At 50.3% G+C, this 11940-nt stretch carries 8 protein-coding genes; 3 read left to right on the top strand and 5 right to left on the bottom strand.

Annotated elements, in window-relative coordinates; translation table 11 throughout:
- Positions 1-5 precede the first annotated feature (5 nt).
- On the bottom strand, positions 6-3056 hold the full coding sequence (gene fdnG, locus BGE37_RS20540; RefSeq protein ID WP_015953878.1) for a formate dehydrogenase-N subunit alpha: 3051 nt from the start codon (positions 3054-3056) through the stop codon (positions 6-8).
- 193 nt (positions 3057-3249) lie between these two features.
- Between fdnG and fdhD the strand changes: the two genes are divergently transcribed.
- Positions 3250-4083: a formate dehydrogenase accessory sulfurtransferase FdhD gene (gene fdhD, locus BGE37_RS20525; RefSeq protein WP_000753612.1), complete on the top strand. Its 834-nt coding sequence runs from the start codon at positions 3250-3252 to the stop codon at positions 4081-4083.
- Between the two features lie 154 nt (positions 4084-4237).
- Positions 4238-5293, top strand: coding sequence for a YiiG family protein (locus BGE37_RS20520; RefSeq protein ID WP_105277526.1), 1056 nt, complete (start codon positions 4238-4240; stop codon positions 5291-5293).
- A 55-nt stretch (positions 5294-5348) separates the two neighbouring features.
- On the opposite strand, the gene BGE37_RS20515 is transcribed toward BGE37_RS20520, so the two are convergent.
- Genes BGE37_RS20515 through BGE37_RS20500 form a run of 4 tightly spaced genes read right to left on the bottom strand, consistent with a single transcriptional unit; the run spans position 5349 to position 10065 of the window.
- Positions 5349-7097: a putative frv operon regulatory protein gene (locus BGE37_RS20515; protein ID WP_105288385.1), complete on the bottom strand. Its 1749-nt coding sequence runs from the start codon at positions 7095-7097 to the stop codon at positions 5349-5351.
- Complete coding sequence (locus BGE37_RS20510) at positions 7097-8167, bottom strand: aminopeptidase (RefSeq protein ID WP_105277524.1); 1071 nt, start codon at positions 8165-8167, stop codon at positions 7097-7099. The genes BGE37_RS20515 and BGE37_RS20510 overlap by 1 nt, the downstream gene beginning before the upstream one ends.
- Complete coding sequence (locus BGE37_RS20505; RefSeq protein ID WP_105288384.1) at positions 8157-9608, bottom strand: PTS fructose-like transporter subunit IIBC; 1452 nt, start codon at positions 9606-9608, stop codon at positions 8157-8159. The genes BGE37_RS20510 and BGE37_RS20505 overlap by 11 nt, the downstream gene beginning before the upstream one ends.
- A 10-nt stretch (positions 9609-9618) precedes the next feature.
- Positions 9619-10065: a PTS fructose transporter subunit IIA gene (locus BGE37_RS20500; RefSeq protein ID WP_032304217.1), complete on the bottom strand. Its 447-nt coding sequence runs from the start codon at positions 10063-10065 to the stop codon at positions 9619-9621.
- A gap of 474 nt (positions 10066-10539) precedes the next feature.
- Here BGE37_RS20500 and BGE37_RS20495 point away from each other — a divergent pair, with 474 nt between their 5' ends.
- Complete coding sequence (locus BGE37_RS20495) at positions 10540-11934, top strand: carbohydrate porin (RefSeq protein WP_105288383.1); 1395 nt, start codon at positions 10540-10542, stop codon at positions 11932-11934.
- Positions 11935-11940: the final 6 nt, after the last annotated feature.

Below are 11940 nucleotides of genomic sequence, written 5' to 3'. Positions count from 1 at the left end.
CTCCGTTACACCTTTTCCACATTCACAAGGAAGGACTTAAACTCCGGCGTCTGCGTGTTCGCATCACCGACGAATGGCGTTAACGTGTTGGCAATAAAGCCTTTTTTCGCAACACCTTCATAGCCCCAGTGAATCGGAATACCGATGGTATCGATATCTTTGCCGTTCGCTTTCAGCGTGCGAATACGTTTGGTCACCACCGCTTTGGCTTTGATATAGCCACGGTTGGAGGAGACTTTCACGGTATCGCCCTGGGCAATGCCAAGTTTATTCGCCAGCGACTCCCCGATTTCCACAAACTGCTCTGGCTGCAAAATCGCATTCAACAGCGCGTGTTTGGTCCAGTAGTGGAAGTGCTCGGTCAGACGATAGGTGGTTCCGACATACGGGAACTTATCGGCTTTACCCAATGCTTCGGCATCGTCTTTAAAGATTCGCGCAGCCGGGTTCGAGATAACGTTTGGATGCAGTGGGTTAGTTCCCAGCGGCGTTTCAAACGGCTCGTAGTGTTCCGGGAACGGACCTTCCGCCATCTTATCGAGGGCAAACAGACGCCCCATGCCTTCCTGCTGCATGATAAACGGCCCGACGCCACTGCCCGGAGGCGCTGCGCTGTAGTCCGGAATATCCCAGCCGGTCCATTTGGTGCCGTCCCATTTCAGCAACTGACGCTTCGGATCCCACGGGTTACCCTGCGGATCTGCGGAGGCGCGGTTATACAGAATGCGGCGGTTAAGCGGCCATGCCCATGCCCAGCCCAGCGTGTTACCGAGGCCAGACGGATCGGCGTTATCACGGCGCGCCATCTGGTTGCCTTCCGGCGTCCAGCTACCGGCGAAAATCCAGCAGCCACAGGAGGTGGTGCCGTCATCGCGCAGTTGAGCGAACGAGCTGAGTTGTTGGCCTTTCTTGACGATAACCGCCCCGGTTGCCGGATCGGTAATATCGGCCAGCGCCTTACCGTTGCTCTCCATCGCCACTTCTTCCGACTTCGGCTCATGCGGGATGGCGTAGTTCCAGGTCATGTTCAGCACCTGGTCCGGGTTCGCGCCACCCTGTTCGGCGTACATCTTGCGCAAGCGCAGGAAGATACCGGAGAGGATCTCGCCATCAGTCAGCGCAATCCCCGGGGCGTCCGCACCTTTCCAGTGCCACTGCAACCAGCGACCGGAGTTAACGATTGAACCGTTCTCTTCCGCGAAGCAGGTCGATGGCAGACGGAACACTTCGGTCTGGATCTTCGACGAGTCCACTTCGTTCAGCTCACCGTGGTTCTGCCAGAAGTTAGAGGTTTCAGTGTTCAGCGGGTCGATAGTGACGAGGAACTTCAGTTTCGACAGACAACCGATCACTTTGTTTTTGTTCGGGAATGAGGCAACAGGGTTAAAGCCCTGGCAGATATAGCCATTGACCTTGCCCTCTTTCATCATCTCGAAGTATTGCAGGACGTCGTAGCCTTTATCCCACTTCGGCAACCAGTCAAAGCCCCAGCTGTTTTCTGCCGTCGCTTTATCACCAAAGAAGGCCTTCATCATGGAGACGAAGAATTTCGGGTAATTGCCCCAGTAGTTAACCTGGCCTTCCAGCAGCGGTTTCGGCGTATTGGCGGCAAGGTAGGTTTGCAGATCGGTCTGCTTCTCGCTTGGCAGCGTCATGTAACCTGGCAGGCTCTGCGACAGCAGCCCCAGGTCCGTCAGCCCCTGAATGTTGGAGTGACCGCGCAGGGCGTTAACGCCGCCGCCTGCCATCCCCATATTGCCGAGCAGTAGCTGGATCATCGCCATCGTACGAATGTTCTGCGCACCAACGGAGTGTTGCGTCCAGCCGAGCGCGTAAAGGAACGAGGCAGTTTTATCGTGAGCACTGGTCTCTGCGATGTATTCGCAGACTTTCAGGAACGCGTCTTTCGGCGTACCACAGATGTTTTCAACCACATCTGGCGTATAACGGGAAACGTGCTGTTTCAGCAAGTTCCACACGCAGCGCGGATGTTGCAGCGTGGTATCGCGTTTGGCGAAGCCGTTTTCGTCCAGTTCGTAAGTCCAGGAGGATTTATCGTACTTGCGTTTTTCTGCGTCGTAGCCGGTGAACAGGCCATCTTCAAAGCCGTAATCCTCACGCACGATCAGGCTGGCGTTGGTATAGGCTTCGGTGTATTCGCGGTTGAATTTTTCATTGTTCAGCAGGTACAGCAATACGCCTGACAGGAAAGCAATGTCAGTACCGGAACGAATAGGGGCATAGTAGTCAGCCACCGCCGCCGTACGCGTAAAGCGAGGATCGATCACAATCAGCTTCGCGCCGTTGTGAATTTTGGCTTCCATCGCCCAGCGGAACCCGACCGGGTGTGCTTCAGCGGCGTTACCGCCCATCACCACGACGAGGTTGGCGTTCTTGATGTCGACCCAGTGGTTGGTCATCGCACCGCGACCAAATGTTGGAGCAAGACTTGCTACCGTTGGTCCGTGTCAGACACGCGCCTGGTTGTCGACCGCGAGCATACCCAGCGCGCGGGAGAATTTTTGCGTTAAATAGCCGGTTTCGTTACTCGACGCGGAAGCACACAGCATCCCGGTGGAGAGCCAGCGGTTAACAGTCACGCCTTCGGCGTTTTGCGCAATGTAGTTAGCATCGCGGTCTTCTTTCATCAGTTTGGCAATGCGATCAAACGCCTCTTCCCAACTGATTTGCTGCCATTTATCAGAACCTGGCGCACGGTATTCCGGAAACTTCAGACGGCTTTCGGAGTGGATGAAATCCACCAGGCCAGCGCCTTTCGGACAAAGTGCACCGCGGTTGACCGGGTGATCCGGGTCACCTTCGATATGGAAGATAGATGCTTTGGCGTTTTTTGCTCCGTCACCGAGGCTGTACATCAACAGCCCACAGCCTACGGAACAATAGGTGCAGGTATTACGGGTTTCGCGGGTGCGCAGCAGTTTATACTGCCGGGTTTCCGCGAGTGCTACGCTGGGTGCAAAACCCAGTGCCGCTGCCGTGGTGCCTGCCATACCGCCAGCGCAGATCTTAAAGAACTGCCTTCTGCTGACCTGCATGGATTGCTCCTTGTTTCGACATTGTCACGTCCCATTTACATTCGCTTGCTGCGTGTGCAGGGAGTGGGAGTTATTTTTCTTTGCGGAAGGGGCCGCAAAGGTCCAGAATTGGCTCAATTTCCCTCCATCCAGGAAGGGTTTGTAACAGAATACCATAATGTTGGTGTGTGTGTTCTTATCCGGTTAATAGAAAGTGAAAAAAACACAGCAAAAAGAAATCAAAAATGTGACAAATGTCACAGGTGTTCGTCAAATTGAGTTATGGCGGCGTGACGATTTACAACACCCACGGTTAGATGAGGTGGCGGAAGAGGTTCCCGTTGCGCTGGTCTACAACGGCATTTCGCATGTGGTGATGATGGCGTCGCCCAAAGACCTTGAATACTTTGCGCTCGGTTTTTCGCTTTCCGAGGGGATTATCGAAAGTCCGCGCGATATCTTCGGTATGGATGTCGTTCCTTCCTGTAATGGTCTGGAAGTGCAAATTGAGCTTTCCAGCCGCCGCTTTATGGGGTTGAAGGAGCGTCGTCGGGCACTGGCGGGACGTACGGGATGTGGTGTGTGCGGCGTGGAGCAACTTAATGACATCGGTAAACCGGTGCAGCCGCTGCCGTTCACTCAGACATTTGATCTCAACAAACTGGATGATGCATTACGCCATCTCAATGATTTCCAGCCAGTGGGGCAACTGACTGGTTGTACTCACGCCGCTGCCTGGATGTTGCCATCTGGCGAACTGGTAGGCGGGCATGAAGACGTGGGTCGCCATGTGGCGCTGGATAAACTGTTAGGCCGCCGGTCACAAGAAGGGGAAAGCTGGCAGCAAGGTGCGGTGCTGGTTTCCAGTCGTGCCAGTTATGAAATGGTGCAAAAGTCAGCGATGTGCGGCGTAGAAATTTTGTTTGCGGTGTCTGCCGCGACCACGCTTGCCGTAGAAGTGGCTGAGCGCTGTAATTTGACGCTGGTGGGCTTTTGTAAGCCGGGTCGGGCAACGGTTTATACCCATCCGCAGCGTTTGAGTAATTAATTAAAATAAGTCCTGTGATTTAGAAATTAAATTACAGGACTTATTCATTTTATGAATATTATCGACTTATTTATAAACAAAACGCGTGTAGTGACATTTTCTTTTTTCATTTATTATATTCACTCTCTTATTTATCTATTTATAAGGCAATTAAATGAAAAGGAATTTATTATCTTCCGCTATTATAGTCGCCATAATGGCTCTCGGTCTCACGGGTTGTGACGATAAAAAATCCGAAACAGAAACGCCCCCGCCCGCCAATAGTCAACCTGCCGCACCAACTCCTGAAGCGAAACCTACTGAAGCTCCCGTTGCAAAAGCAGAAGCTAAACCTGAAACACCTGCGCAACCGGTGGTCGATGAACAAGCGGTTTTCGACGAAAAAATGGATGTCTATATCAAGTGCTACAACAAGTTACAGATCCCGGTACAGAGCAGTCTGGCGCGTTATGCTGACTGGCTGAAAGATTTTAAACAGGGCCCTACCGGTGAAGAGCGTACTGTTTATGGTATCTACGGTATTAGTGAATCCAACCTCGCTGAGTGTGAAAAAGGCGTAAAAAGTGCTGTGGCGTTAACGCCTGCGCTGCAACCTATTGATGGCGTGGCGGTGAGTTATATTGATGCTGCCGTGGCGTTGGGTAATACCATTAACGAAATGGATAAATATTACACCCAGGAAAATTATAAAGACGATGCGTTTGCGAAAGGGAAAACGCTGCACCAGACATTCTTAAAAAATCTTGAAGCCTTTGAACCTGTAGCAGAATCTTATCATGCGGCGATTCAGGAAATTAACGATAAGCGTCAGCTTGCGGAACTGAAAAATATTGAAGAAACAGAAGGAAAAACATTCCACTACTACTCCCTGGCAGTCATGATTTCAGCGAAACAAATTAATAACCTGATTTCGCAAGAGAAGTTTGATGTTGATGCGGCAATGAAGAAAGTCTCTGAACTGGAAACGCTGGTGGCGCAGGCCAAAGAAGCGGATAAAGGCGGTATGAATTTCTCGTTCATTAATTCGGCAGACCAGTATCAACTCGAGGCTAAAAAATACGTTCGCCGCGTCAGAGATAAAGTTCCGTACTCTGACTGGGATAAAGAGCAACTTCAGGATGCAAACACCAGCTGGATGGTCGACGACTCATTTCCGCGAGCGTTACGCGAGTACAACGAAATGGTCGATGACTATAATCGCCTGCGTTAAATGTTTTTGATTTTGGTGATAAATGCAGTGTCGGATGCGGCGCATCCGACACAGTTCACCCCTTGTGAAGTAACTCCATAAATGCCTCATATCCTGTTAACCCGGCAATAACCTCTGCCGGATGCTGACACAATACGCTGGCAAGATAGCTAAATATTTTTAGCTCATGACGCGCATCGGCGGCGGCACAGGCGATCAGCACATGGTTAACTACTTCGTTATTCACCTCAACCGGTTGGGCGAGGGTAATAAAAAATCCACGAAAACGGCGTTCCTGTTCGCTCCAGCAATGTGGGATGGCGAGACGATTAACAATCAGGTTTTCGCCTTCGCTTTCGCGGGCGATGATCCGTTGTGCTTCATCGGCGGTAATGTGGTGTTGCGTCACTAATTGCGCACATATTTGCCGGGTAATATGTTGCCAGCTTTCACCACGTACATTCGAATAATGAAAACTTCCGGGGGCAGAAAAAAAACGCTCCGGTTGCTGGCGAATAAATGCCGTCGCCAGAAAATGTTTTATTTGTTCGATACCGGCAGCCGTAATGATATTTTTTACGATGATGCAATTATTGACCGCGTCATCCAGTAAATAATGGCTGTTATTAATGATCAATAACGGCTCAATCTCTTCGCGAATGGCAACCAGTTCGCTAAAGCAGCGGGCAATAATCACCCGACAATTCAGGACGTCGCGCTCAATGGCGAGCTGATTAATAGTGGCAATCGCGTTTTGATCAGAGAGCAAAATGATCGGCTGGCGTTCGTTTTGATGCCGTTCCAGCGCACAGGCAAAATACAAACCAATCAGATCGCTGTCGAAAAGGGGAATATCGAGTTGTTCACGCAGTAGCGTAATAAAGTGCAGACTCATATCAAAGGCCGCAGGCCAGGCGGCTTTCAGGTTATTCATGCTGCTTTGGCGGTGCTCTCCAATCCACACCGGCGCGGCAAGGCAACGTAATAAATGCCCGGTAATATTCTCAACCAGTTGCGTATCAATAATATTCAATGACGCAATGCCCGGCACCCTTTGCAGCAATGCCAGCACATTATCGACACAAATAACCTGCGCCTGTTGATGCTGTTTTTCTATCAACCCCGTCAACGTTCTTACAGCATTATCACCAAGAAACAGGCCGCTATATTCAACGATCTGTTTTATCTCGCTACCGGGATATTCAGGCCATATGTCAGTAAGCTGATTACGCAACGCGTAAATAGCCAGAATCAGGCTTGAGAGATAGTCGCCTTGCATCAGCGGCCAGCGACGTTGCTTTTCGCAGGCGGTGGTTAATTGTTGAAAATTGTCTCGTGTTACTCCCGACAGCGGAATTAAAAACGGATCTTTGCGTAAAAGATTCGCCAGCAAAATAATGCGTTTCTCTTCTGTCTCATCAATGAAATGGCCCAAACCAGGGCGACTAGCGAGACAAAAACCGCGTTCATAGCGCTGTTTCAGGCGGGGCAGGCGCTCTGCTACCCACGTTTCTGGCAAATTAAGCGCCGAGGCGAGTTGCGCACGGGGAGTGAAGGTATTCAGTAATAACAGCGCCAGCAGCCGATCGTCGTTATCGTGCTTTTGCAGCAACTGAAAAAAGCTGCGGCGCTCGAAGATTTCCAGCTGATAGCCCGCGTTGCCACTGGCGGAAATGCGGGCTTTGCCGTTAAGGGTAAAGTTGAGATAGTCAATATCACGCAGGATGGTCCTGCCAGAAACGCCAGTCTGTTGCGCCAGCTCGCCAGGCGTGCGTGGCTGTTGCTCCAGCAGATCGACAATCTTTAACTGGCGTTCGTTTAGCATTAATCCACCTGACGGAACTGGCTAAACGCGTTGACTTTCTCCGCGGTTAAAGTGGTCAGAAAATCCCTTATCAACGTGAGCAGAGCATCGTAATCGGCTTTTGAAATCATACCGCTATTGGCGTGCAGATAACGCGTTGGCAGGCACAGCGCGACAACCGGACGTCCGCCGCCCATCACGTTGTAGCGCCCGCCATCCGTCGCACCGGTTTTCATAGTGGAAAATTGCAGCGGTAAATCATTCTGCGTGGCACAGCTTTTTAACGCTGCTACCAGTTTCTGGTTGGGGAAGTAGCGCTTGTCAAACAGCATCAGCCCCGGCCCGTTGCCCAGTTTCAGCGGATATTTAATGTTATCAATGCCTGGAACATCGCCCGCGACAGCGGTATCCAGCACGATCACCACATCCGGTTTAATGTGTTCAGCCGAGGTTTGTGCCCCGCGTAGCCCAACTTCTTCTTCCACACTGCCAACGCCATAAAGCGTAATTTCGGGGTTATTCACCGTCTGCAATAGTTCAGCCATCATTGCGCAGCCGATGCGGTTATCCAACGCCTTGCCGACCACTTTATCTTCGCCCCAGCAGGCAAAATTGGCTTCCGGGCTAATAAAATCGCCAATTTCCACGCCACGTTTTTCCGCTTCTTCGCGACTGTTTGCGCCAATATCAATGAACATCTCATCAAATGACAGCGGTTGTTGCTTTTGCTTTTCGGTTAACGCATGTGGCGCGACGGAGCCAATTACACCAGGGATTTTAAATCCCTTGTGTGTGCGTATGGTTACCCGGTGGTTGAGCATCGACTGATTCCACCAGCCGCCAATGGTGGTGAAGCGCAGAAAACCGCTCTCATCGATGTGGGTGACCATAAAGCCGACTTCATCCATATGCCCGACAACAACAACTTTTGGACCTTTATTCCCCTTACGGGCAACAAAGCTGCCCAGACCATCGAAGGTGATCTCATTCACGCAGGGTTCCAGCGTGTTTATCAGAATGTCGCGAACTTCCTGTTCATCGCCGCTGACGGCGCTGGCTTCGCACAACTGTTGCAGTAACTCAATGTTCATGGACAAGCTCCTGTTGCGCAGCTTTGGCTTTGCGGCGTAACCATAATCCTTTCAGGACGATAATGAATGAAATGTTCAGCGCGAGGCCAATCGCCAGCACCAGATAAAATGAACCTACCGGCGACATCAGGCCGATCAGCGGGTCAAAGATACCCAAACCCGGTGCCAGCCGTTTGATTCCGAAAGCGATCACCAGCACGCCGGTAATACCGCCCGCCAGCGTGTTGGCGGTAATCATCGGTAACGGAGCGGCCAGAGCGTAAGGAATAGCCGGTTCGGTTGCGACTGTGGCACCGACCACTATGGCGCTACTGGCGGCTTCTTTTTCCTGTTGAGTAAACAGTTTGGGCGCAATGAACGTCGCAAGACCCGCCGCGACAGGCGGCATTAGCGCGACAACGCCGACGATGGCGTACCAGTCGTAAATGTGTTTTTCCAGCAGAGAGAAGCAGAAGAACCAGGCGGTTTTGTTGATGGGGCCGCCCATATCGAATGCCAGCATCGCACCAACCAGAAACGCCGCCGCAAACTTCATTGACGGAGGAATGGTGTTCAGGAAGTGCAGCAACCCGCCCATGAGGTCGGACATCACCGGTCCGATAACGTAGTAAGTCAGTACGCCAAAAACCAGCAGAGTAACGAACGGGATAAGCATGGAACCGAGCAGCGGTTGTAACGCTTTGCCGAGACGGACTTTACGGAACCAGAAGACGAAATAGCCAATCGCCAGCCCCAGCACCACCGCACCGAGGAAGCCCGCGCCAGACTGGGTGCCGAGCATGGCTTTGTCGTTCGCCAGATAGCAAACCAGAAACGCCGGAGCGAAAGCGGGTTTATCGGCTATCGACGAGGCAATATAAGCGCCCATGATGGGGATCATAAAGGTGAAACCGAGATAACCGATGGATTCAACCACCCAGGTAAACGACGGCGCACCTTTCGACATATCGGTATACGGCAAACCGAACTGCACCAGCATGTTGGCAAGCGCCACCAGGATACCGCCACCGATGACAAACGGCAGCGCCGCAGAGACGCCCGCCATCAGATGGCTCATTACGCTGCCACTTTGCACTTCCTGTTTGCCGAGCTTCACGCCGCTATCTGCGGCAAAAAGTTGTGAGTTTGTCGGTAATTCACTGAAAATCTGGTCGATATTTTTCAGCGCCTGGGAGATGGCAATCTCATAAACCTTTTTCCCGGCAAATCGCGCGCGATCATCACCGCTCAGGCCACGCCCGGTAGCGAGAATCACGTAATCGGCAGCGGCAATCTCTTCGCTGGATAAGCGGTTTTCGACGCCGCTTGATCCTTGAGTTTCAACTTTAATGGTATGACCGAGAGAACGGGCTTTCTGTTCCAGGGCTTCCGCCACCATGTAGGTGTGAGCGATCCCGGCGGGGCAGTTGGTGATCGCGACAATACGTAAGGATGACTCCATCGCCACGTCCTTATGAGCTGAGGGTTTGATTTAACAAAGCAAGCACCTGGACGGCGTCGCCTTGTCGCAGTTGGTTGATAAAATCCTGGTGGATAATTTTGCGACACAGCGTGCCGATGATTTTGACCTGATCCTCTTCGCCACTTTGCGGCACGCCGAGGCAGATCCAGCAATTGACGTCTTCGCCATCGCTGGCTTTCCAGTCAATGGCCTGCGCTTTGCGAGCGAATAATACGAACGGTTGTTTAACACAGGCGCTTTTACCGTGCGGCACGGCGACACCAGAACCAAAACCGGTGGAGTGCATTTTTTCGCGCACCAGCAGGGTTTGCAGGAATTGATGTGAGTCGGTGATAAAACCGTTTTGTAACGCCATTGTCGCCAACTGCTTCAGAACGGAATAAGTGCCATTGCCCTGAATATTCAGGTCAATACAGCTTGCAGTAAGGGCTGCCATTATTGGACTCCATGAAAAAATATTATAGTTAATTGTAACGGCGGGGCGGTTTTGTGATGAGCGCGGATATGTCGTGAAGTCGTGACAATATAAGGCAGAGTGAAGGATAAATTTTGCGGTGTAAGGCACATATTGATGGGCAAAATAAATGCAGTGAATAAGAAATCATTATTTAATGATGTTGTGAATGTTTAACTGCCGCACATATTTTGCAGCAAGGCTATTTATATTTGTGGCTTATGAGTCAGCGTGAATTATATCTAATATTTTACGATATTTAGTTAAAAACGGCACTATTGTTATATTCCTCACGTTCCAGGAAATCAGCGGATTTACTCATATTATGTGGCGGGATACTATCCATCGGCCTGCTGAAGTTGGATTAAAAATTCGAAAGTGCACACCTTATATTTCTCTATATACGTATTCCTTTTGGAAAGCGTAGGGTCTCCTTTATTTCAGGGAACGTAAATAATGAAAAAATCGACATTATCTTTAGCCATCGGTTTATTATTGGCATGTAGTACCGGAATGGCAAAAACACAGCATTTAACGCTGGAACAACGCATGGCATTGCTGGAAGAACGCCTGGAAGCGGCAGAAATGCGGGCAGCAAAAGCAGAGGGGCAGGTAAAACAGCTGCAGACACAACAAGCCGCTGAGATCCGCGAAATTAAGGCTGCCCAGGGCAATACGCCGGTAAATGGACAGACAACGGCGGAATCTGCAAAGAAAAATGCCACCTCACCTAATCTTTTGCTTTCAGGTTATGGCGATTTAAAAATCTACGGCGACGTAGAATTTAATATGGATGCGGAAAGTAATCATGGCCTGCTGGCAATGACCAACGCTGATGTGAATAGCGATCCCACTAATGAACAGTGGAATCTCAATGGTCGTATTCTGTTAGGTTTTGATGGTATGCGAAAACTGGATAATGGTTATTTCGCCGGGTTCTCCGCACAACCGCTGGGGGATATGCACGGTTCAGTAAATATCGATGATGCGGTATTCTTCTTTGGCAAAGAAAACGACTGGAAGGTCAAAGTAGGCCGTTTTGAAGCCTACGATATGTTCCCGCTGAATCAGGATACCTTTGTTGAACATTCCGGTAATACTGCGAACGATCTTTATGACGATGGCAGCGGTTATATCTATATGATGAAAGAGGGCCGCGGGCGCTCTAACGCTGGCGGTAATTTCCTCGTCAGCAAACAACTCGATAACTGGTATTTTGAATTAAACACGTTACTTGAAGACGGAACATCTTTATATAATGACGGTAATTATCATGGACGCGATATGGAGCAGCAGAAAAATGTTGCTTATCTGCGTCCGGTAATTGCCTGGTCGCCGACGGAAGAATTCACCGTTTCCGCAGCGATGGAAGCGAACGTAGTAAATAATGCTTATGGTTATACCGATAGCAAGGGTAATTTTGTCGATCAGTCCGATCGTACCGGCTATGGTATGAGCATGACCTGGAATGGCCTGAAAACGGATCCGGAAAATGGCGTCGTGGTTAATCTTAATACCGCCTATTTAGATGCTAATAATGAGAAAGATTTCACTGCCGGGATTAACGCGCTGTGGAAACGTTTCGAGCTGGGTTATATCTACGCGCACAATAAGATTGATGAATTCAGCGGTGTAGTTTGTGATAACGACTGCTGGATTGATGATGAAGGGACGTACACCATTCACACCATTCATGCGTCTTATCAGTTCGCTAATGTGATGGATATGGAGAACTTTAATATTTACCTTGGTACTTATTACTCCATTCTGGATAGCGACGGTGATAAAAAACACGGTGATGATAATGATGACCGTTACGGCGCACGCGTTCGCTTTAAATACTTCTTCTGATGAAGG

Source organism: Escherichia sp. MOD1-EC6300, assembly GCF_002965045.1.
Taxonomy (GTDB): Bacteria; Pseudomonadota; Gammaproteobacteria; order Enterobacterales; family Enterobacteriaceae; genus Escherichia; species Escherichia coli_F.
This window is presented reverse-complemented; position numbering and strand designations above follow the sequence as displayed.